The sequence below is a fragment of the Paraburkholderia sp. CI3 genome (genome assembly GCF_050436505.1).
GTDB lineage: Bacteria > Pseudomonadota > Gammaproteobacteria > Burkholderiales > Burkholderiaceae > Paraburkholderia > Paraburkholderia tuberum.
In genome coordinates, this window is sequence record NZ_JBNDMI010000002.1 from 754,440 (window position 1) to 776,157 (window position 21,718).

Below are 21,718 nucleotides of genomic sequence, written 5' to 3' on the forward strand. Positions count from 1 at the left end.
TTCAAGCGTGAATGTTCAACTGAAGGAGACTTGGCATCATGGCGATCCTGATTCGAGGCGGCACTGTCGTCAATGCAGACAAGAGCTGGCGTGCGGACGTGCTCTGCGAAAACGGCGTGATCCAGAGCGTTGGCGAGAACCTCGACGCGCCTGCGGGCGCGACCGTGGTTGACGCCGGTGGCCAATATGTGATGCCTGGCGGCATCGATCCGCACACGCATATGGAGCTGCCCTTCATGGGCACGACCGCCAGCGACGACTTCTACACGGGCACGGCGGCGGGGCTTGCGGGCGGCACGACATCGATCATCGACTTCGTCATCCCCAACCCGAAGCAACCGCTGATGGACGCCTTTCGCGAGTGGCGCGGCTGGGCCGAGAAAGCCGCTTCCGACTATGGCTTTCACGTGGCGGTGACGTGGTGGGATGAAAGCGTGTATCGGGACATGGGGCTCCTCGTGAACGAGCATGGCGTCTCGAGCTTCAAGCACTTCATGGCCTACAAGAACGCCATCATGGCCGACGACGAGATTCTCGTGAACAGCTTTGCGCGCTCACTCGAACTGGGCGCGCTGCCTACCGTGCACGCGGAAAACGGCGAGCTCGTATTCCAGTTGCAACGCCAGTTGCTTGCGCGCGGTTTCACGGGGCCCGAGGCGCATCCGCTTTCACGGCCACCCGAAGTCGAAGGCGAGGCAGCGAATCGCGCCATCCGCATCGCGCAGGTGCTCGGAGTGCCGGTGTACATCGTGCATGTCTCGGCGAAAGACGCGCTCGAGGCGATCGCGCGCGCACGCGGCGAAGGGCAGCGCGTCTTCGGCGAAGTGCTCGCGGGGCATCTCGTGATCGATGAGTCGGTCTATCGCGACCCGGACTGGACGCGCGCCGCCGCCCACGTGATGAGTCCGCCGTTCCGTACCCAGGAGCATCGCGACGCGCTCTGGCGCGGGCTTCAGGGCGGCCTGCTGCACACCACCGCAACCGACCACTGCGTGTTCTGCGCTTCGCAGAAAGCCATGGGCCGCCATGATTTCACGAGAATTCCGAATGGTTGCGGCGGCGTGGAAGATCGCATGGCGGTGTTGTGGGATCAAGGTGTGAACACCGGCCGGCTCACGCCGAACGAATTTGTGCGCGTCACCTCCACCAATGCGGCGCAAATCTTCAACCTGTACCCGCGCAAGGGCACGGTGGCCGTGGGTGCCGACGCCGATCTCGTCGTCTGGGATCCCGAGGCCACGCGCGCGATATCGGTCAAGACGCATCATCAGAACGTGGACTTCAACGTGTTCGAAGGGATGACGGTTCGCGGCGTGCCGACACACACCGTCTCACAAGGCGAACTCGTGTGGGCGGACGGCGACCTGCGCGCGCGGCGCGGAGCCGGGCGTTATCTGAAGCGGCCCGCGAATCCCGGCTATCTGCAGGCGTCGCGCCTCGCGAAGAGCCTGAAGCAGACGCAGCCGGTGCATCGCGAAGGTGACGCGCCACAATAAACACGGCAACGCGTGGAGGCACTGCAGGGGAAATCGGGGGCTCGACGCGACAGGATTCGCGTTGCGCCCCGGTAGTTCGAGTGCAAACCGGTCGGCGTTTTTTATCTGTGTCGGAGTTCGCCATTGAGCGATCAGATATGAGAAAAGCGCGAGCCGGGGTGCGGTCATCGTTGAATGAGTAATCCGTATCTCGCGGTTAGCGTTTCCCGCGTTCCGCGATCCATGCGCTATCCGGTCGCTGTTCCAGTCAGCGATTCACAGGCCTGCCAGAGGCGTCTTGCATCGGTTCCGTTTCTTGCCTGACTGGCGACGTTCGCTGGTCCCACGTCTCGACCACGTGTTTCGAACAATCCGAGCGGACCATAGTAGCCGCCGTCGACGACATCGGCCGCGGTTGCGGCATAGAGCGTGGAAAGCGCGCCGGTCTGGTCACTGTTGAACAAGATATCGATCAGTCCGCCTAGCGCAGAGCGGACGATCGGGCTTGCGGCAAAATGGTCGGCACGGAACAGATTCGTATTGGCAACGCCGGGATGCGCGGCAACGGACATCACGCGCGATCGTGCGGCGCGCAACCGGCGATCGAGTTCGAACGCGAACATGAGGTTGGCGAGCTTCGACTGTCGATAGGCGGTCATCGGACGGTAACGACGGGTTGCCTGAAGGTCGTCGAAGTCGAGCCGCCCGGTCTTGTGTGCGATAGAGGCAACCGTGACCACGCGCGGCCGCTCGGCAGACGCTCCTGCCGCCATCTCGAGCGCAGGCAACAGCAGGCGCGTCAGGGCGAAATGCCCGAGTACATTGGTGCCGAACTGCAATTCGAAGCCGTCGACCGTTTCGAGGCGTCGGCGGGGCGCCATGACGCCCGCATTGTTGATGAGGATGTCGAGCGGCCGGCATTGCGCGAGTTCGCGATCGCAAAAGGCGCGCACTGAAGCAAGGCTTGCGAGATCCAGTCGTTGAAGCCGCAATCGGGCGGCGGGCAGTTCCCTCTGCAGACGGGACAGGGCATCGGCGCCGCGCTGTTCGTCACGGCAGGCGAGTACGACTTCCGCGCCTGTGCGAGCCAGTATTGCAGCGACGTGATAGCCGATGCCGCTGTTGGCCCCCGTGATGATGACGCGTTTGCCGTGCTGAGGCGTGATGTCGTCGATGCTCCATTGTTTGTTCTGGTTCATTGGCGATTGTCGAGGGAAGGCCGTTAGCCGGAGAGAATGCTGATTAGCATACCCGTTGCACGCGCGCCGCATGTGCTGGACATTTTCGGGTTTCGCACGGATCCGGCGGCTTCCTGAGTCGGGCGCGTAGCGCGCGCATGCAATGCGTGTGAAACGCAAGGCGGCCGTCCTGACCCGTTACATCAGCCGAAGCACGATTCTCTGAAGGAGGGAGGGCAGGTCGCGTCGAGCGTCGACCACGAGATGAACGAAAACGGTCTCGTCGCGGACCTGATAAATGATCCGGTTCTTGCCGGAAAGGCCTTGCCGGAAACCGTCCTCGAAGAAGCCCTCAAGCTCGGCAGGCGCATGACCGCTAGCGGAGAACTGGCAAATGTGCGTGATCGTCTCCTGCAGTTGCGTCGATGCGCAACTACATTTGACATAAGATAAATTATCAACATTTGTGATGTAGCGGCAATATGAGAATGTCGTGTTCTAGCAAGATACAAATGTCGTGTTTTATCGTGGCTGGCAAGCTGGCATTTTGCAGCGTGATCGCAGGAGCCAGTCATGATCCCAGCCGCACTGGTGACATTGAACATGCGCGAACTCGACCGTCTGAAGGTGATCCAGGCCGTGGTGGACATGGGGCTCAAGCCAGGGCGTGCCGCCGGGCGACTGGGTCTGACCGTGCGTCAGGTCGAGCGGCTGGTAACGCGATACCGGGAATCGGGCGCGGCGGGACTGGCTTCACGCAAGCGCAAGTCGCCCGGCAACCGGAAGCTCGATGAAGGACTGGCCGTGCGGGCCCTGACCACCATTCGCGAGCGCTACGCCGATTTTGGGCCGACGCTGGCGTGCGAGAAGCTGCGCGAATGTCATGGCCTCGTGCTGTCGAAGGAAACCGTGCGGCACCTGATGATGGACGCCGGCCTGTGGGTACCGCGTCGGCAGCGGCCACCGAAGATCTACCAGCCGCGTGCGCGGCGTGCATGCCTGGGTGAGCTGGTGCAGATCGACGGCAGCGACCATCGCTGGTTCGAGGACCGGGCGCCGGCCTGCACGCTGCTGGTGTACGTCGATGACGCCACGAGCCGCCTGATGATGCTGCACTTTACGTCGACCGAATCGACCTTCAGCTACTTTGAGGCGACGCGCGCGTATCTTGAGCAGCATGGCAAGCCGGTGGCGTTCTACAGTGACAAGGCCAGCGTCTTTTACGTGAAGCGACGCTCGGAGACAGCGGGTAAAGGTGTTACACAGTTCGGCCGGGCGATGTACGAGCTGAACATCGACACGTTCTGCGCGAACTCAAGCCCCGCCAAGGGACGCGTCGAGCGCGCCCACCTCACGCTGCAGGACCGGCTCGTCAAGGAGCTCCGGCTGCGCGGTATCAGCACCATCGAGGCTGCCAACGCCTGGGCGCCCGCGTTCATGGCAGCCTATAACGCGCGCTTTGCGAAGCCGCCACGCAGCGCTTTCGATGCGCATCGACCCGTGCGCGCTGACGAGGATCTCGACGCGGTCCTGACCTGGCGGGTTCTGCGCAAGGTCTCGGATTCCCTGACGCTGCTGAACGACCGCGTGATCTGGCTGCTTGACGATACGCCGGCCAACCGCAGGCTGATTCACCGCTATATCGACGTGTGGGAGTATCCGGACGGACGCCTCGAGATCCGTGCCGATGGTATCGCCCTGCCCTGTGTCCAGTACGACAAGCTTGCCGAGATCGACCAGGGCGCGGTGATCGAGCACAAGCGTCTTGGTCATGCGCTGCAGGTCGCGCAGGCGCTCCAGGCGCAGCGCGACAACCGCCGGATCTCCGGCTCACCGTCACGCACGAACCGCGGTGAACCCGTGCGTGCGAAGGCGCGGCTACCTGGCACGAAGAAGCAGCGCGAAGTGACGCTCGATGACTGGAATGCGGCAGTCATGGGGACACACCAGAACCCGGGAGGCTCGGTGCTAAAAACCCCTCCAGAGAGATATAAAAGGACCGCAAGACAACCCTAGCCCAACACCCAGAATCGACCTCAACCCCGACATCTGTATCTAGATAAGACCCCGACATTTCAATCTGGCCTCGACATGTGATGTAGCGGCAAAGCTGTAATGTCGTACCTGGGCAAAGCTGAATCGTCGCAGTCGCAGCATTTTCCAAATCGGCCCAACGAGATTTACAAAAGCTGTCAGATGAATCCGACTTTAGATTTAATGATCGAGCTCAATCGCCTGAGGACTTTATGTACGCTGGCGCACATTGTGCGCGCCTCGGAGGGGATATTTTTCAATACGGTCGTAGAATAAAAAGCGAATGGAAATTTGGGCTATGGACACCCTGACAGACGTGCGTGGACATACAGAGACTAAACAGATTCGAATCGACAAAAGCGTCGCTTTGAGGTCTTTTGATGACGTGATTCCGCAGGAGTCGATCGTCGAAATCAATGAGTTCATCGACCACCTGTTTGGCACGACGGCACCGCGCTCGCAGTCCGGCGCAAAGATTGCGGAGATGCTGCGTCGCGGTCAGGCCTTTCGCGAACTCGAGCAGTCGATCTGCGCGAATGCGCGCGCGATGGCTGCGAAGTTCGGTCAGACAAACTTACCGACTGAGCCGTTCCACGTACTGCGCTGTGCGAGCAAGACTTCGTTGACCGAGAGCCACTGCCGCCACTACGACTCGCACCTGCTAACGCTGCTGATTCCGCTTCAGCTCGCACCCGACGGAGTTCACAACGGCGACCTCGTGATGTACCGCAAGCCGCGCCTGTCCGTAACGACGCTGACCAACATGATCTGCAAGATACGCCATGGCTTCCTGCACAGCCTGCCGCTCAGCTGGCGCAGCTGGCATACCTTGCATGATCTGCGTGTCGGCAACTGCAAACGCATTCCGGTCAAGCCGGGCAGCGTCTATGAATTCAACGGCTTCGCACTTCAGCATGCGAACTTCGACGTACAGAACGGACAGCGGCGCACGCTCCTCATTCACTACTACGACCCAGGCCACTCGCTCGGTCTGAGCGGCGTGCTGCGGCGCGGACGGATCGGCTGAGGTCCACCCCGCAAGCCTGAAATCGCCCACGTTGGCTTGCCGATTCCGCAATCGCACATCGTAAGTCCTCCTGAATCGAACCAGAGGCCTTGCTTGCGATCGCAATGCACAAATGCACCACGGCCCGCGGCACGCCCGGCGCTGCGCGCGTCAGCCATCGCACTGCCCTGGCGCGCCGACAAAGCAAGCGGATTTCACTTTGCCTTTAATCCGGCATAGACTGAATTTTCCGTTAGATGCTTTCTCCGCACTTGCCGTGGCCATTGCCGTGCGCGGCGACGGATGTTTTTGTCGTGCTCCACGAGCCGATGGCAGCCTAACCGGTTCGTGCCTGATCAACACTGAAAAGGGACGACTTATCATGGCCGCTACCGGTTACATGGCACGCAAAACCGTTGCTGATATCGTCGCCAGCGCCGACGTCGAAGAAGGCCGTCACCTGTCGAAAACGCTGGGCGCGACGAGTATCACCGCGATGGGCATCGGCGCGATCATCGGCGCAGGCATCTTCGTGCTGACGGGGACCGCCGCCGCGCAGTTCGCGGGGCCGGCCATCACGCTGTCGTTCGTGCTGGGCGGCATCGCGTGCGCGTTCGTCGGCCTGTGCTATTCGGAGCTTGCGGCGATGCTGCCCGTGTGCGGGAGCAGCTACACGTACACGTATGCGACGCTCGGCGAGATCTTCGCGTGGATCATCGGCTGGGACCTGATCCTCGAGTACGCGATGGGCGCCGCGACCGTCGCGGTCGGTTGGTCCGGCTATATCGTGAGCCTGTTGCGCAACGTCGGCATCGACGTTCCACCTACCCTCGCCGCGGCACCCGGCACCATCGTCAAACTGGCCGATGGCTCGACGGTCACCGGCGTGATCAACCTGCCGGCGGTGTTGATCATCGCGATCCTGACCACGTTGCTCGTGTTGGGGACGAAGGAGTCGGCGCGGCTCAACAACGTGATGGTCGCGATCAAGCTGACCGTGGTGGTCGCGTTTATCGCCATCGGCGTGTTTTTCATCAAGCCGGAACACTGGCATCCGTTCATTCCTGCCAATACCGGCCAGTTCGGCAGTTTCGGCATGAGCGGTATTCTGCGCGGCTCGGCCGTGGTGTTCTTCGCGTTCATCGGCTTCGATGCGGTGTCGACCGCCGCGCAGGAAGCGCGACAGCCGCAGCGCGACATGCCGATCGGCATTCTCGGCTCGCTGATCATCTGTACGGTGCTGTACATCCTCGTCGCCGGCGTGCTGACCGGCCTCGTTCCGTACCCCGAGCTGAACGTTCCTGATCCGATCGCCAAGGGCGTCGACGCGATCGGGCTCACGTGGTTCTCGATCCTGATCAAAATCGGCGCGTTGACGGGGCTGACCACCGTGATACTCGTGCTGCTCTATGGACAAAGCCGCATCTTCTTCACGATGTCGCAAGACGGTTTGTTGCCGCACTTTTTCTCGAGGGTCCATCTGCGTCTGCATACACCCTATCTGAGTCAGATCCTGATCGGCACCGTCGTCGCGATCGTCGCGGCGCTGACACCGATCGGCGTGCTCGGCGAGATGGTCAGCATCGGCACCCTCTTCGCGTTCGTCCTCGTGTGTGGCGCGGTGATCTATCTGCGGCGCAGCGACGCCGAGGCGACGCGTCCATTCCGGGCGCCCGCCGTGCCGGTCGTGCCCGTGCTCGGCATCCTGTTCTGCCTGCTGCTGATGGTCGGCTTGCCGCTCGTCACGTGGCTGCGGCTCGTCGTGTGGCTCGTGATCGGCATGACGATTTATCTGTCATACGGCCGTAACCATTCGGTGTTGCGGCATCCGGAGCGCAAACGTACGTGAGTGTGTGGCGACTCGGAATATTTTTTGGGGCGCCTCGATTTCGATGACAATTGCATGCCTTTGAATTGCGGCAATTGCCGGATGACAATTGACATGTAATTGACAATTACCATTCAACACCTCGTCTGCGAGCGGGAATCACCCGCTCGTGCCCACCGCATGCGCCGCCTGGTCGTTGCGAGTCCATTCCACTCGCGACCACCAAGAATAAATTGACAAGCCACCCAGACACGGTAGGATCAACAGAAATCTTTTCCCCGCATTAACGCACCCACACACGTTCTGAATAGTTAATTCGACCGCAAACCGTTAAAACCGTCACCGATCTCACGCGCAAAAAAGACTGCCTTGATCAAAGGAGTTTCTCTTGCTTTGCTCCGCACTCCGCCTGCGTAGTCGTGCCGTATCGCTTCTGATCACCGGTTTGCCGCTCCTGCTTGCCGCCTGCAACGACCGGTCGCAGACTCCCACCGCCGCGTCGATGCCACCGGTTCCCGTGCTGGTCGAAACGGTTTCCACCACCCCTGTCGCCGATGTCGTCGAGTTGCCTGGTCGCATCGAGGCCGTGCGCACCGCCGAGATTCGCGCGCGCGTCGACGGCATCGTCCAGCGCACGCTCTATCAGGAAGGCACGGACCTGCCGGCCAACGCCCCACTCTTCCAGATCGACGCGAGCGACTATCGCGCGCAGTTGCAGCAGGCGCAGGCCGCGCTCGCGCGCGCGACCGCCGTGCGCGACAACGCGGCGTCGGTGGTGGACCGCTTCAAGCCGCTCGTCGGCCGTCATGCGGTCAGCGCGCAGGAATACGACGCCGCGCTCGCGACGATGCAGCAGGCGCAGGCCACTGTCTCCGATGCGCAAGCTGCGGTCTCGCTTGCGCAATTGCGGCTCGATCGCTGCATCGTGCGCACGCCGATCGCCGGACGCGCGGGCCGCGCGCTCGTCACCGAAGGCGCGCTCGTCAGCGCGGGCGCCGCCACGCTGCTCACGCAGGTCAATCAACTGACGCCGATCAACGCGGTGTTCACGCAGTCGAATACCGCGATGCTCGACTTCCAGCAGCAGATCCAGTCGGGCGCGCGCAAGCCGACCAGGATGAAGCACGTCGAGGTGCAACTGATCCTTGCCAACGGCCAGGTCTACAACGAGCGCGGTTTTCTGGACTTCGCCGATCTCGTCGTCGATCCGTCGACCGGTACGCAGACGGTGCGCGCGCAGTTCGCGAATCCGGACCGCACGCTGTTGCCGGGGCAGTTCGTGCGCGGGCGCATCATCGCGGCGGGCAATGTGCGGGGCATCCGTATTCCCGAGCGCGCGGTGCAGCTCGACAACGGCATTGCAAGCGTTGCGTTGGTCGCGGACGACGGCACCGTGGTCCGCCGCAATATCTATCTCGGCGAGCAGGGCGAAGGACGCTGGACCGTGCGCGACGGTCTGAAGCCCGGCGAGCGCCTGATCGTCGATGGCTGGCAGAAGGTGCAGCCCGGTCAACGGGTCGACGCGCGGCCCGCCCCCGATGCGTCGCCAGCGGCGCATTCGGCCGCGTCCCCTGCTCCCGCTTCGACCGCGCACTGACGGGCTCGCCGATGAATCGATTCTTCGTCGCCCGGCCGGTCTTCGCGTGGGTCATCGCCCTTTTCATCGTGCTGTTCGGCTCGATCGCGCTCGCGCTGCTACCGGTCGAGCAGTACCCCGACGTCGCTCCGCCGTCGCTCACCATCAGCGCGGTCTACAGCGGCGCGGACGCGAGCACGCTCGAGCGTACCGTCACGTCGATCGTCGAAGACGAGATGAACGGCATCGAGAATTTCCTGTACATGTCGTCGGTGAGCCGCTCGAACGGCACGATGCAGATCACCGTGGTGCTAAAGCCCGGCACCGATCTCGACATCGCGCGCACTCAGGTGCAGGACCGTCTGAGCCGCGTCGAACCGCGCCTGCCGCTCGAAGTCCGTCAGATCGGCTTGAGCGTGACGAAGGCGTCGTCGGGCTTTCTGATGCTGCTTGCACTGCAGGCGACCGACGGCACCACCGACGCCGTCTCGATGGGCAACTTCGCGTCGAACAACATCATCAACGAGCTGCGCCGTATCGACGGCGTCGGCGACGTGCAACTGTTCGGCTCGTCGTACGCGATGAGGATCTGGCTCGATCCGCGCAAGCTCGCGGGCTTTGGGCTGTCGGCCAGCGAGGTGTTGCAGGCGATCCAGGAGCAGAACAGCCAGACCGCGGGCGGCAGCCTCGGCGATCAGCCGATCGCGCCGGGCTCCGAGTTCACCGCGCAGATCGTCACGCAAAGCCGCTTCACGACGCCCGAGCAGTTCCGCGAAATCATCGTGCACGCGAATCCGGATGGCTCGACCGTGCGGGTCGGCGACGTCGCGCGCGTCGAGCTCGGCAACGACAGCTACGGCAACCGCCTGACCGTCAACGGCAAGGCGTCGGCCGGGATCGCGATCCAGCTCGCGAGCGGCGCGAACGCGCTCGCAGTCGCCAACGCGGTGCGCCAGCGCATGGCCGAATTGCAGCCGATCTTCCCGCGCGGCGTCGCGTGGACCGTGCCGTTCGACACCACGCCGTTCATCACGACCTCGGTGCAGGGCGTGATCCGCACGATGGTCGAGGCGCTGTTGCTCGTGACGGTCGTGGTGTTCCTGTTCCTGCAGGACTGGCGCGCGACCGTGATCCCGACGATCGTGGTGCCGATCGCGTTGATCGGCACGTGCGCGGGGCTCTACCTGTTCGGGCTGTCGATCAACATTCTGTCGCTGTTCGGCATGGTGGTCGCGATCGGTATCCTCAACGACGACGCGATCGTCGTCGTCGAAAACGTCGCGCGCATCATGCGCGAGGAAGGGCTCGGTGCGCCGCGCGCAACGGTGAAGGCGATCGGGCAGATATCGGGCGCGGCGATCGCGAGTACGCTGGTGCTCGTCGCGGTGTTCATTCCGATGGCGTTTTTTCCGGGCTCGACGGGCGGCATCTACCGGCAGTTTTCGGTCACGCTCGCGGTGTCGATCCTGCTGTCGACGATGTTGGCGCTGACACTCGGCGCGGCGTTGTGCGCGGCGCTGTTGCGCAGCGAGGCGGCCGCCAAGGAGCGGCCGAAGAACGCGGCTTCGCGTCTGCTGCATCGCGTGTTCGACGGCTTCAATCGTGGGCTCGACGCGGGCACCACACGCTATATCGTGGGCGTCGATGCGATGCTGCGCTCGCCGCTGCGCTGGCTGCTGGTGTTCGTCGCGGCCTGCGCGATCACCGTGTTTTTCTTCACGCGGCTGCCGACCGGCTTTCTGCCGACCGAGGACCAGGGGCATATCTTCATTACGTATACCGGCCCGCCGGGTTCGACCGACCAGCGCACGCAGCACGCGATCGACCAGGTCGAGGCGTTTCTGCGGACCCAGCCGCAAGTGCGCAACGTCGCGTCCGTGACGGGCTTCAGCTTCTTTGGCCAGGGGCAATCGGCGGCTCTGTCCTTCGTCGATCTGAAGCCGTGGGACGAGCGCTCGGGCGAGGCCAATTCGGCGAGCGCGCTGGTGCGTCGCGCGAATGCGGCGTTTCGGCAGATTCCCGAGGCGATCATTTTTGCGCTCGACCCGCCGCCGATTCCGTCGCTCGGCAACGCGACCGGCTTCACGATGAAGATCCAGGATCGCAGCGGCATCGGCGGCGAAGCGCTGCAACAGGCCGCGCGGCGGATGATGATCGAGGCGTCGCAAAGCCCCGTTCTCGCGGGCGTGCGCGCCGAGGGCATGCCGGAAGCGCCGCAACTGTATGTCGAGATCGACCGCGTGAAGGCGCGCGCATTAGGCCTGCAAATCGGTCAGGTCAACCAGGCGCTTGCGCTGACGTTCGGCTCGAACTACGTGAACGACTTCGTGTTCGAGGGCAACGTGCTGCGCGTGCTGTTGCAGGCGGACGCCGAACAACGCATGCGTGCCGAGGACGTGACTTCGCTGCGCTTGCGCAATAACCGCGGCGAGATGGTGCCGTTCTCGGCGTTCACGCGCGTGCGCTGGATTTCCGGACCGCAGCAGCTCGAACGCTATAACGGCTTTCCGTCCGCGACACTGTCGGGTCAGGCCGCGCCCGGCCGTTCGAGCGGCGCGGCGATCGCCGAGATGGAGCGCATCGCGTCGCACGTGTTGACCGGCAACCTGGCTTATGAATGGACCGGCACCGCGCTCGAGGAAAAACAGGCGAGCGGCCAGATCGGCATGCTGCTCGGGCTGTCGCTCGTGGTCGTGTTCCTGTTGCTCGCGGCGCTGTACGAGAGCTGGGCGATTCCGGTCGCGGTGTTGCTGATCATCCCGTTCGGCGTGATCGGCGCGGTACTGTTGACGATGCTGCGTGGACTGTCCGCGGACGTGTATTTCAACATCGGCCTCGTGACGATCATCGGCCTTGCCGCGAAGAACGCCATTCTGATCGTCGAATTTGCGATCAAGGAGGAATCCGAAGGAAGGGACGCGCTAGCCGCCGCCAAAAGCGGCGCACAGCAGCGTCTGCGCCCGATTCTGATGACGAGCGTCACGTTCGTGTTGGGCATGCTGCCGCTCGTGCTCGCGACCGGCGCGGGCGCGGCGAGCCGCCGCGCGGTCGGCACCGGCGTGATGGGCAGCATGCTGACCGCGACGATGTTCGGCATCTTCTTTACGCCGCTGTTCTATGTCGCCGCGCGACGCTGGCTGAGCCGCAAGAAACGCAGCATCGATCTCGACGATGACGATCTGCCGACAGGCATGCCGCGCGATTCGGGTGGAGGGCAGCGCGATGCGTAAATGCCTTCATGTGCGCCTCGCGCTGCCCCTCTTCTGCTGCTCGCTCGCCGCCTGCAACTTTGCGCCGAACTATCAGCAGCCCCAATTGCCGATCGCGGATCGTTTCGACACGACGGAGACCGCCAATCCGGCCACCGCGCATCTGGCAAGCGAAGTCGACTGGCAGACCTTCTTCGCCGATCCGCAACTGAAGCTGCTGATCGAGGCGGCGCTCGAGCACAACCGCGATCTCGCCGCGTCGATCGCGCACATCGAGCAGGCGCGCGCGTTTTATCGCATCCAGAACGCCGCGCGTTTGCCGCAGGTCAACGCGAACGCGGGTGCGACCCGCACCAGGGCGCCACTCGGTTCGATCGATCCCGAGTTCGACAACACGGACATCTCGGTCCAGTTCAACCAGTACAACGTGCAGGCCGCGGTGACGTCGTTCGAACTCGACTTCTGGGGGCGCGTGCGCAACACCAGCGAAGCCGCGCGGCGTCGATATCTGGCCACTGTCGACGCGCAGCACGCGTTCCGTTTGTCGCTGATCGGCAATGTCGCGTCGAACTACTACGCGATCCGCTCGGGCGAGGAAGGCATCGAGCTTGCACAACAGACGCTCGACAGTCGGCGCTACGCGCTGGAAGTCGCGAAGATGCGGCTCGACGCGGGCGTCACGTCGATGGTCGATTACGACCAGGCGGCCATTCTGGTCACGCAGGCGCAGACGCAGCTGGCCGAGCTGCAACGGACCACCGCGCAGCAGCGCCATCTGCTCGAGGTGCTGATTGGCGGGCCGCTCAGCGGGTCGCTACCGCCGGCGCCGCCGATCGCCGACGCCGCGCAGTTCCGCGAGCTCGATGCGGGCCTGCCCTCCGCACTGCTGATCGACCGGCCGGACATCCAGCAGGCCGAGCAGCAACTGCGCGCAGCCAATGCCGACATCGGCGCCGCTCGTGCGGACTTTTTTCCACGCATCGCGCTGACGGGTAGCTTCGGATATGTGTCGCCCGAACTCGGCGATCTGTTCGTGCCGGCCAAGCAGGCGTGGTCGTTCGGCGCGCTGGTCGGCATGCCGATCTTCGATGCGGGACAGCGCCAGGCGCAACTATCGCAGGCGCGCGCGCGACGCGACGAACTGGTCGCCGATTATCAGCGCACGGTGCAGAACGCGTTTCGTGAAGTGTCCGACGCATTGGTCGCGCGACAACGCTACAAGGAACAGATCGCGGCGCAGGAACAGGCGGTGCAGGCGCAGCGGCAACTCGCCGAAACGGCGGAGCTGCGCTACGAAAACGGGATCTCGATCTATCTCGAGGTGGTGGATGCGCGACGCAATCAGTTTGCCGCCGAGCAGCAGCTGATCCAGCTTCGGGCGACGGCCTTGCAGAACGGGGTGTCGCTTTACGTCGCATTGGGGGGCGGGCCCGACGAGCCGCGGAACGTCACGCAAAGCACGTCTCACGCTGAGGGGGTCCACCCGTCCAACTGAGGCACGCGCGCCACAGCAGCGCGTCGTGCCCGCCGCCGGCATTGCACCGGCGGGTTCTACTCATCAGCCAAGCGTTACGTCGACCGATGCTTGTTCACCATCGCGCACCACGGTGACAGACACGCTGTCGTCCGCCTGAGCGATCATGCGGCGCAGTTGCTCGACGCCGTGAATCACCTTGCCGTCGACGGCAACGATGATGTCGCCCGCCTGAATGCCGGCTTCGGCGGCCGGACCGGTGGACTGCTGCACCACCACGCCGCCCGGCAGCTGCGCTTGCTGCTGTTCGTCCTGGGTCAGCGCACGCACGGCGACGCCGAGACGCGGACGGTTTTGCTGCTGCGGTTGTTCCTGCTGCTCTTCGCGTGGCGCGGCCGACGCCATGTCCGACGCTTGCTGCGCGCCCACCGTCACCGCCAGCTTGCTTTCGCCGCCGTTGCGCCACACGCTGATCGTCGCTTTGCTGCCCGGCGAGAGTTGCGCGACCTGACCGATCAATTCGGTCGTATTACCAATATGCTTGCCGTTCACGCCGACGATCACGTCGCCCTGGCGCAGACCGGCTGCGTGCGCGGGACCATTCGGATCGACCGAGCCGACCAGTGCGCCGCCCGTCGAGTCGAGGCCGAGCGCCTTGGCCTTGTCGGCGCTGAGCGGCTGCACGCCCACGCCGATGCGGCCGCGGCTCACGTGACCGGTACTCACGAGCTGGTCCTTCACGTGCATCGCCGCGTCGATCGGGATGGCGAATGACAGTCCCTGGAAGCCGCCGGTGCGCGAGTAGATCATCGAGTTGATGCCGATCACTTCGCCGTTCAGGTTGAACAGCGGACCGCCCGAGTTGCCCGGGTTGACCGGCACGTCGGTCTGGATGAACGGGATCGGGCTATCGTCGGAGAACGAGCGCGATTTCGCGCTGATGATGCCCGAGGTCACCGTGCTGTCGAAGCCGTAGGGCGAGCCGATCGCCACGACCCATTCGCCGACCTTGCTGCTGTCCGGGTTGCCGATCTTCACGGTTGGCAGATTGGTCGCGTCGATCTTGACGACGGCGACGTCGGAGGCCTTGTCCTTGCCGATCACGCGCGCGTGGAATTCGCGGCCGTCGGTGAGCTTCACGGTCACGCTGGTCGCGCCGTCGACGACGTGATTGTTGGTCAGGATGTACCCGTCCTGGCTAATGATGAAGCCCGAGCCGAGCGCTTCACCGCCGCTCTTGCGTTGACCGTTCTCGTCGACCGACGCGGCTTCTTTCACGCCGATATGCACGACCGCCGGGCCATAGCGCGTCACGATGCTGGAGAAGTCCGGTGCCGACGAGCGCGAGCCGACGATATCCGCCGCCGCGTGCAGCGACGACGTCGGGCCCTGCGCGTCGTTCACCGACGCATCGGCATTGCGATGGCTGAGAGCATACGCGCCGCCGATTGCGAGGACAGCGCAGATCGCGGCGCTACCGCGCCAATAGTTTTTGGTGGTCATAGTCAGGGAGTCTTGCGGAGGGTTACGTGGTGGATGCGTAATGTAGTGGCCTCCACTTAAAGCAGACTTAAAGATGGTGTTCGATCAGAATGCGCGCGCAGGCCTTGCTTTAGGCGCTTTTTGCGTGTCGTGCGGCTTTTATGAGATAGCAACACGTGCATCTTTCGCGCGATTCGAGAACGAGTGCGGCGTCGCTTTATCGTGCCTGACCAGTAATTTCCCCAGGATTGACCCCGCCGAAACCGGTTCCGATAATAACCATATCGTGGACTTTTTATCCACAATGTGGACATTTCTTTTTTCTGCACACTTCGCGAGGAATTTCCCCATGCCAGAGGCCAATCAATCCGACCTGACGCCGTACCAGCTGCCGTTCCCGAAGGAAGCGCAAAAGGAAATCGTCGTGCCCTTCGCGATTCCGACCGACGAACGCGTGTGGGTCCCGCAGGCAGAAAACGTGTCGTTCCGGCCACTATGCCTGAATGCGTCGCAGGGATACTGGATGAATCTGCTGCGCGTACGCCGCTCGGGCGTGTTGAGCCGGCATCGTCATCCGCAGGCCGTGCACGGCATGGTGCTCAAGGGCCGCTGGCGTTATCTCGAGCATGACTGGGTCGCGACCGAAGGCAGCTACGTGTTCGAGCCGCCGGGCGAAACGCATACGTTATATGTGCCCGAGGACGTCGAGGAAATGATCACGTACTTCCAGGTCAACGGCGTGATGTTCTATTGCGATCCGTACGGGAACTACACCGGTTACGAAGACGTATTCACGAAGATCGACATGTGCCGCAAGCACTACGCGGCGGTGGGCCTCGGCGAAGACTACGTCGAGCAGTTCGTCCGGTAAAACGCCGCGCAAGCCCCCAACGGAACCAACAGCCAGGACACCGCAATACCGACAGGTACGGCAACACCATTCCCACACAGCAGGACCCATTGCGCAGGAGACAAACATGCTTCAGAAGTCGCAGCGTCTGAAACGTATCCAGGTGGTCGCCGTCGTCTTTCTGACGGTGGCGGGCATCGTCAATTATCTCGACCGCAGCACGCTGTCGATCGCGAATCATCTGGTCAGCGAGGAATTGCATCTGTCCGCTTCGCAGATGGGGCTGCTTCTGTCCGCGTTCTCGTTGTCGTATGCGTTCGCGCAGTTGCCGGTCGGCGCGCTGCTGGACCGTTTCGGATCGCGCGTGATGCTCGGCCTCGGCATGCTCGTGTGGTCGATCGCCCAGGTCGCGGGCGGCTTCATCCAGACGCTCAATCACTTCCTCACGGCGCGCGTCGTGCTCGGCATCGCCGAGGCGCCGCTGTTTCCGGCCGGCGCGAAAGTCGTCAGCGAATGGTTCGCGGTACGCGAACGCGGCACGCCGATCGGCACCTTCATCTCGTCATCCACCATTGCGCCGATGATCGCACCGCCGCTGCTCACGGTGCTGATGCTTTCCTTCGGATGGCGAACGATGTTCGTCATCATGGGCGTGCTCGGCGTTGTCGTCGCGCTCGCGTGGTACCTCGTCTATCGCAATCGCAGCGAAATCGTGCTGACCGAAGAAGAAACCGCGCATCTGAACGAAGGCGCGACCGGCCAGGAGAATCCGCAGGGCCTCAGCTGGTCCGAATGGGGCGCGCTGTTCAAGCTGCGCAACACGTGGGGCATGATCTTCGGCTTCATGGGCGTGATCTACATGGTGTGGCTCTATCTGACGTGGCTGCCCGGCTATCTGGAGCGCGAGCGTCATCTGAGCATCGCGCACACCGGCTGGCTCGTCGCGATTCCGTATGTGTTCGGCACGATCGGCATGGCGAGCAGCGGCGTGATCGCCGACTATCTGTTGAAGCGCGGCATGGCGCCGATCCGCAGCCGCAAGTGGCCGCTGTGCGTCGGTCTCGTCGGCGCGGCCGCATTCACGGTGCCGGCCGCCTACACACCAAGCACGACGCTCGCGATCGTCTACGTGTCGCTCGCGATGCTGTTCGTGAACCTGTCGAGCGGCAGCGCATGGGCGCTCGTCAGCGTCGCCGCGCCGCGACATCTGGTGGCGTCGCTCGGCAGCATGCAGAACTTCGGTGGCTATCTGGGCGGCTCGTTCGCGCCGGTGATCACCGGCATCGTCGTCGATCGGACGCATTCGTTCGTCAACGCGCTGCTGATCAGCGCGGCCGTCGCGTTCGCGGCGGCGCTCGTCTATCTGTTCGTCGTCCAGGAAGTGGCGCCCGCGCCGCTCGCGAGCTCGATCGAGACCCAACCCACCTGAGGCGGCTTCTCCCATGACGTTCCAGAACCAGCTCCTCGAAGGCAAGACCGCGCTCGTGACCGGCGGCTTGTCCGGTATCGGCGCGGCGATCGCCAACACGCTCGCGCAGCTTGGCGCGCACACGGTGGCGGCTGGTTTGCCGCTGCCCGAAGGCACGCCCGATACGCTCAATCGCGAGATTGCGCGCGTCACGCTGGATGTCCGCTCGGGCAACGCCGTCACGGCCGCGGTGAACGCGTTCGAGCGTCTCGACATCGTGGTCAACTGCGCCGGCGTGATCAGCCGCGTCGAAGAACATCGGCTCGACGTGTTCGAACGCGTGATGGATATCAATCTCAACGGCACGATGCGCGTATGCGCCGCCGCGCGCGACTCGTTGAAGGCGTCGGCGGGCTGCATCGTCAATACGGCGTCGATGCTGAGTTTTTTCGGCGGCGGTCTCGTGCCCGCTTATAGCGCGAGCAAGGGCGCGGTGGCGCAGCTAACGAAGTCGCTCGCGATCGCCTATGCCGCCGACGGCATTCGCGTCAATGCGGTTGCGCCGGGCTGGATCGCAACGCCGCTCACGCAGGCGTTGCAGGACGACGATGGACGCTCGCTGGCGATTCTGGAACGTACGCCGCTGCGTCGCTGGGGCACGCCGGAGGAAGTCGCGCAGGTCGCGGTGTTCCTGTGCTCGCCGGCGGCGTCGTTCATGACCGGCGCAATCGTGCCGGTCGACGGCGGATATCTCGTCGCGTGATCGAGTCGGCGCGTGAAGCGGCGCCGCCGTCGTTCGACGCCATCGATAAAGGCATAATTGCGTACCCCTGCTCTGCCCTGCCTCTGTGTGATGTCGAGTTCCGCTTCCAAACCCCGTTCCCACGCCGGCGCCGCCGGCCATGACGCTGTCGGGCACGCCGACGACAAAGCCGACTCCAAGGCCGTCGCCGGCGCCGCCGCGTTCTCGAAGTTCATCGCGGTGCTGCAACTGATCGCCGATGCGCCAACGCCGCCCAACGTCGCGAAGCTGAGCGCGGCGAGCGGCTATCCACGCCCGACCGTCCATCGCATCGTCGCGGCTTTGCAGGCTGAAGGGCTGATCGTCGCGAGCGGCAGCGGCAACACCTTCGGCCTCGGACCGCGCCTGATCAACCTTGCGAGCCATAGCTGGGAGCGCTCGGACCTGCGGCTCGCGGCCGTCGATGCGTTGATGGCGTTGCGCGACTTCACATCGGAGACGATCCACCTCGCGGTGCCTAGCCAGGGCGAGATGGTCTACATCGAAAAGCTCGAAAGCCCGCACGCGGTGCGCATGGCATCGCGCATCGGCACGCGTGTGTCGCTGACGTCGAGCTCGGTCGGCAAGGCGTATCTGGCGACACTCAGCGTGGCCGAGCGCGAGGCGCTGCTGAAGAACGCGCCGCTCGAGCGTTTCACCGAGCACACGCTGACCGACCTCGACGCCGTGCGCCGCGAGCTCGACGCGACCGCGCAACGCGGCTACGCGGAAGACCGCGAGGAGAACGAAGTATCGATCTGCTGCTACGGCGCCGCGATTCGCGGCCCGGACGGCCGCGCGGCCGGCTGCGTGAGCATCAGCATGCCGACCTTCCGCCGACGCGACGATGTGCAAGCCACTTACATCGAGCCGCTGCTTGCGGCATGCCGCACGATTGCGGCGCGGCTGGGGCCGGCGAGCGGCAGATAGCGGACGATAGTGCGGCCGCGCCCGCCGATAAACTGCTATTCTTGCTGTCGCGCGGCCGCTCTGGCCGCCCGCCGCGTGCAAGCGGCAGACCCCGACAAGCTCCCGGCGGCGCTCACGCGCCCGCCTTCGAAAAGACAGGAATACGCATGTTCGGTTTTCTGCGCGGCTACTTTTCCAACGACCTGGCAATCGACCTCGGTACGTCGAACACGCTGATCTACATGCGCGGCAAGGGCATCGTTCTCGACGAGCCGTCGGTCGTGTCGATCCGCCAGGAAGGCGGGCCGAACGGCAAGAAAATCATCCTCGCCGTGGGCCGCGAAGCGAAGCAGATGCTCGGCAAGGTACCGGGCAACATCGAGGCGATCCGCCCGATGAAAGACGGCGTGATCGCCGATTTCAACATCACCCAGCAGATGATCAAGCGCTTCATCCAGATGGCGCACGAGTCGCGGCTGTTTGCGCCATCGCCGCGCATCATCATCTGCGTGCCGTGCGGTTCGACCCAGGTCGAGCGCCGCGCGATCAAGGAGGCCGCGCATAGCGCGGGCGCCTCGCAGGTCTATCTGATCGAGGAACCGATGGCCGCGGCGACGGGCGCCGGCCTGCCGGTGTCGGATGCAACCGGTTCGATGGTCGTCGATATCGGCGGCGGCACCACCGAGGTCGGCGTGATCTCGCTCGGCGGCATTGTGTACAAAGGCTCGGTGCGCGTCGGCGGCGACAAGTTCGACGACGCCATCGTCAACTACATCCGCCGCAACTACGGCATGCTGATCGGCGAGCAGACCGCCGAGGCGATCAAGAAGGAAATCGGCTCCGCGTTTCCGGGCTCCGAGGTCATGGAGATGGAAGTCAAAGGCCGCAACATGTCCGAGGGCATTCCGCGCAGCTTCACGGTGTCGAGCAACGAAATCCTCGAAGCGCTGACCGATCCGCTGAATCAGATCGTGTCTTCGGTGAAGATCGCGCTGGAACAGACGCCACCGGAACTCGGCGCGGACATCGCCGAGCGCGGCATCACGCTCGCGGGTGGCGGCGCGCTGCTGCGCGACCTCGACCGTCTGCTCGCCGAGGAAACCGGCCTGCCGGTGTTCGTTGCAGAGGCGCCGCTGACCTGCGTCGTCCGCGGCTCGGGCATGGCGCTGGAGCGGATCGAGAAGTTCGGCAGCTCGTTTTCCTACGATTGATGCGCGTGCCGAACGCTGAACGATGACGACCCTGCCCGCCTACGAGCCGCCCGTCGACGAAACCGAGCTGCTGTTGAAATGGATTCGCCGCGCGCGCGAATCGCAGATGAGCCATTACGACATGGCGGATCTGCTGTCGGCGCGCGAGCGCCGCATGGGCTGGCTCGTGACCGCGCTGACCGCGTTCGTCGGCACGGCGGTGTTCGCGTCGTTGAGCGCGCCGCCGGTGTCGATCGAGATGCGGATAGTCGTTGGGCTCGTCAGCGTGGCGGCGGCGATCTCGGCCGCGTTGCAGACGTTCCTGCGCTATGCGGAGCGTGCCGAGAAGCATCGCGCGGCCGGTGCGCGCTATGGCGCGGTGCGTCGGCGGCTCGAAGCGGTGTTTGCCGGCGACGCCGATGCGCGCGAAGCGCACTACCTCACCGGGATCCGTACCGAACTCGACCGTCTCGCCGAAGACTCGCCGAACGTGCCGCCGCGGATCTTCTGTCGCACGCAGCGCACGTTGCTGGCGGATAGGCCGCGCCGGCGTGATGCGTGAAACAGGCGGCCGGGCGCGCCTTCGCCTTCGCTTTCGTTTCCGTTTCAGATCACAGATCGTCCGCGCTGATACCCAGCTCGGTCGCCATGCGCCGCACGACGGCCTGCAGACGGCTGACTTCATCGGCGAGACGCTTCTGCTCGGCCTTCAGCGCCTCGAATGCCGACAGCGGCACGCTGTCGTCCTCGGCGAGCGCGGACTGCGCGGCTTCGGTGATGCTGACCTCGCCGCACAACAGATGCATCCAGCGATTCTCACGCTCGCCCGCCATGCGCGGCAGCCGGACGACGCGAGGCGGATCGTTCGCGGCCAGCTCGTCGAGAAACGCCTCGACCGACGAAATATCGGCGAAGCCATGCAGGCGCGCGCTGTTCAGGCGCAATTCGGCGGCTGTTTGCGCGCCGCGCAGCAGCAGCGTGGTCAGCAGCGCGATCGACTGTCCCGGCAGCCCGAGCACGCGGTTCATGTTGTGCTCGAAGCGCGGCACGCGGCTGCTGCTGCCCTCGAACACGAGGCTCAGGCGTTTCAGGCCGTCGACGGCGGTCAGTACCTCGGCCTCGGTCGCGCTCATCACCGGCGCGCGGCCGGTCTTCTGATTGCAGCCGAGCGTCAGCGCGTTCAGCGACAACGGATAACTGTCGGGTACCGTGTGCTGTTTTTCGACGAGCACGCCGAGAACACGTCCTTCGAGCGCGGTCAGCGCGCGCAGCGAGGGTCGGGAAGGAGCGTCGGGAGTCGAATTCATGGGATTGCGAG

General features: G+C 64.0%; 17 protein-coding genes. 14 read left to right on the forward strand and 3 right to left on the reverse strand.

Going from position 1 to position 21,718, the window contains the following annotated elements; translation table 11 throughout:
- Nucleotides 1–38 precede the first annotated feature (38 nt).
- Entirely contained in the window at nt 39–1,496 is a 1,458-nt protein-coding gene (gene hydA / locus OKW29_RS06330; RefSeq protein WP_090811231.1) for a dihydropyrimidinase, read from the forward strand.
- Between the two features lie 227 nt (nt 1,497–1,723).
- Here hydA and OKW29_RS06335 read toward each other — a convergent pair whose 3' ends face one another.
- Nucleotides 1,724–2,746, reverse strand: coding sequence for an oxidoreductase (locus tag OKW29_RS06335; RefSeq protein WP_429290376.1), 1,023 nt, complete (start codon nt 2,744–2,746; stop codon nt 1,724–1,726).
- Between the two features lie 171 nt (nt 2,747–2,917).
- Between OKW29_RS06335 and OKW29_RS06340 the strand changes: the two genes are divergently transcribed.
- From OKW29_RS06340 to OKW29_RS06370, 7 genes are all read left to right on the forward strand, one after another.
- Complete coding sequence (locus OKW29_RS06340; RefSeq protein WP_429290377.1) at nt 2,918–3,106, forward strand: hypothetical protein; 189 nt, start codon at nt 2,918–2,920, stop codon at nt 3,104–3,106.
- Nucleotides 3,107–3,226: 120 nt separating this feature from the next.
- Nucleotides 3,227–4,669, forward strand: coding sequence for an ISNCY family transposase (locus tag OKW29_RS06345; protein WP_429290378.1), 1,443 nt, complete (start codon nt 3,227–3,229; stop codon nt 4,667–4,669).
- 316 nt (nt 4,670–4,985) lie between these two features.
- A complete protein-coding gene (locus OKW29_RS06350) occupies nt 4,986–5,714 on the forward strand; it encodes a hypothetical protein (protein WP_429290379.1) in 729 nt (242 codons plus the stop codon).
- Between the two features lie 361 nt (nt 5,715–6,075).
- On the forward strand, nt 6,076–7,542 hold the full coding sequence (locus OKW29_RS06355) for an amino acid permease (protein ID WP_429290380.1): 1,467 nt from the start codon (nt 6,076–6,078) through the stop codon (nt 7,540–7,542).
- 367 nt (nt 7,543–7,909) lie between these two features.
- A complete protein-coding gene (locus OKW29_RS06360) occupies nt 7,910–9,118 on the forward strand; it encodes an efflux RND transporter periplasmic adaptor subunit (protein ID WP_429290381.1) in 1,209 nt (402 codons plus the stop codon).
- Between the two features lie 11 nt (nt 9,119–9,129).
- Nucleotides 9,130–12,327, forward strand: coding sequence for a multidrug efflux RND transporter permease subunit (locus OKW29_RS06365; RefSeq protein ID WP_429290382.1), 3,198 nt, complete (start codon nt 9,130–9,132; stop codon nt 12,325–12,327).
- Nucleotides 12,320–13,801: an efflux transporter outer membrane subunit gene (locus OKW29_RS06370; RefSeq protein ID WP_429290383.1), complete on the forward strand. Its 1,482-nt coding sequence runs from the start codon at nt 12,320–12,322 to the stop codon at nt 13,799–13,801. The genes OKW29_RS06365 and OKW29_RS06370 overlap by 8 nt, the downstream gene beginning before the upstream one ends.
- A 63-nt stretch (nt 13,802–13,864) precedes the next feature.
- Here OKW29_RS06370 and OKW29_RS06375 read toward each other — a convergent pair whose 3' ends face one another.
- Nucleotides 13,865–15,283: a trypsin-like peptidase domain-containing protein gene (locus tag OKW29_RS06375; protein WP_429290384.1), complete on the reverse strand. Its 1,419-nt coding sequence runs from the start codon at nt 15,281–15,283 to the stop codon at nt 13,865–13,867.
- Between the two features lie 328 nt (nt 15,284–15,611).
- On the opposite strand from OKW29_RS06375, the gene OKW29_RS06380 reads away from it, so the two are divergent.
- The 6 genes from OKW29_RS06380 to OKW29_RS06405 all read left to right on the forward strand — a co-directional run bounded on the left by OKW29_RS06380 (nt 15,612) and on the right by OKW29_RS06405 (nt 20,962).
- A complete protein-coding gene (locus tag OKW29_RS06380; protein WP_429290385.1) occupies nt 15,612–16,133 on the forward strand; it encodes a 2,4'-dihydroxyacetophenone dioxygenase family protein in 522 nt (173 codons plus the stop codon).
- Between the two features lie 106 nt (nt 16,134–16,239).
- Nucleotides 16,240–17,541 (forward strand): MFS transporter, encoded by a 1,302-nt coding sequence (locus tag OKW29_RS06385; protein WP_184062229.1) that lies wholly within the window; start codon nt 16,240–16,242, stop codon nt 17,539–17,541.
- 13 nt (nt 17,542–17,554) lie between these two features.
- Nucleotides 17,555–18,283 carry an SDR family NAD(P)-dependent oxidoreductase gene (locus OKW29_RS06390; RefSeq protein ID WP_018425118.1) on the forward strand — a complete coding sequence of 243 codons (729 nt, stop codon included), beginning with the start codon at nt 17,555–17,557 and terminating at the stop codon, nt 18,281–18,283.
- A gap of 90 nt (nt 18,284–18,373) precedes the next feature.
- A complete protein-coding gene (locus tag OKW29_RS06395) occupies nt 18,374–19,231 on the forward strand; it encodes an IclR family transcriptional regulator (RefSeq protein WP_187616728.1) in 858 nt (285 codons plus the stop codon).
- A gap of 146 nt (nt 19,232–19,377) precedes the next feature.
- A complete protein-coding gene (locus tag OKW29_RS06400) occupies nt 19,378–20,421 on the forward strand; it encodes a rod shape-determining protein (RefSeq protein ID WP_013091688.1) in 1,044 nt (347 codons plus the stop codon).
- Nucleotides 20,422–20,443: 22 nt separating this feature from the next.
- Entirely contained in the window at nt 20,444–20,962 is a 519-nt protein-coding gene (locus OKW29_RS06405; RefSeq protein WP_429290386.1) for an SLATT domain-containing protein, read from the forward strand.
- A gap of 49 nt (nt 20,963–21,011) precedes the next feature.
- Here the strand turns inward: OKW29_RS06405 and OKW29_RS06410 are convergent, their stop codons facing one another.
- Entirely contained in the window at nt 21,012–21,707 is a 696-nt protein-coding gene (locus tag OKW29_RS06410; protein WP_187629109.1) for a YceH family protein, read from the reverse strand.
- Nucleotides 21,708–21,718 lie beyond the last annotated feature (11 nt).

Coding starts and splice junctions, on each gene's coding strand:
- OKW29_RS06410 (WP_187629109.1), bottom strand. CDS start 21,707: ATGAATTCGACTCCCGACGCTCCTTCCCGACCCTCGCTGCGCGCGCTG.
- hydA (WP_090811231.1), top strand. CDS start 39: ATGGCGATCCTGATTCGAGGCGGCACTGTCGTCAATGCAGACAAGAGC.
- OKW29_RS06355 (WP_429290380.1), top strand. CDS start 6,076: ATGGCCGCTACCGGTTACATGGCACGCAAAACCGTTGCTGATATCGTC.
- OKW29_RS06395 (WP_187616728.1), top strand. CDS start 18,374: ATGTCGAGTTCCGCTTCCAAACCCCGTTCCCACGCCGGCGCCGCCGGC.
- OKW29_RS06375 (WP_429290384.1), bottom strand. CDS start 15,283: ATGACCACCAAAAACTATTGGCGCGGTAGCGCCGCGATCTGCGCTGTC.
- OKW29_RS06400 (WP_013091688.1), top strand. CDS start 19,378: ATGTTCGGTTTTCTGCGCGGCTACTTTTCCAACGACCTGGCAATCGAC.
- OKW29_RS06350 (WP_429290379.1), top strand. CDS start 4,986: ATGGACACCCTGACAGACGTGCGTGGACATACAGAGACTAAACAGATT.
- OKW29_RS06340 (WP_429290377.1), top strand. CDS start 2,918: ATGAACGAAAACGGTCTCGTCGCGGACCTGATAAATGATCCGGTTCTT.
- OKW29_RS06365 (WP_429290382.1), top strand. CDS start 9,130: ATGAATCGATTCTTCGTCGCCCGGCCGGTCTTCGCGTGGGTCATCGCC.
- OKW29_RS06390 (WP_018425118.1), top strand. CDS start 17,555: ATGACGTTCCAGAACCAGCTCCTCGAAGGCAAGACCGCGCTCGTGACC.
- OKW29_RS06385 (WP_184062229.1), top strand. CDS start 16,240: ATGCTTCAGAAGTCGCAGCGTCTGAAACGTATCCAGGTGGTCGCCGTC.
- OKW29_RS06335 (WP_429290376.1), bottom strand. CDS start 2,746: ATGCGGCGCGCGTGCAACGGGTATGCTAATCAGCATTCTCTCCGGCTA.
- OKW29_RS06370 (WP_429290383.1), top strand. CDS start 12,320: ATGCGTAAATGCCTTCATGTGCGCCTCGCGCTGCCCCTCTTCTGCTGC.
- OKW29_RS06380 (WP_429290385.1), top strand. CDS start 15,612: ATGCCAGAGGCCAATCAATCCGACCTGACGCCGTACCAGCTGCCGTTC.
- OKW29_RS06405 (WP_429290386.1), top strand. CDS start 20,444: ATGACGACCCTGCCCGCCTACGAGCCGCCCGTCGACGAAACCGAGCTG.
- OKW29_RS06345 (WP_429290378.1), top strand. CDS start 3,227: ATGATCCCAGCCGCACTGGTGACATTGAACATGCGCGAACTCGACCGT.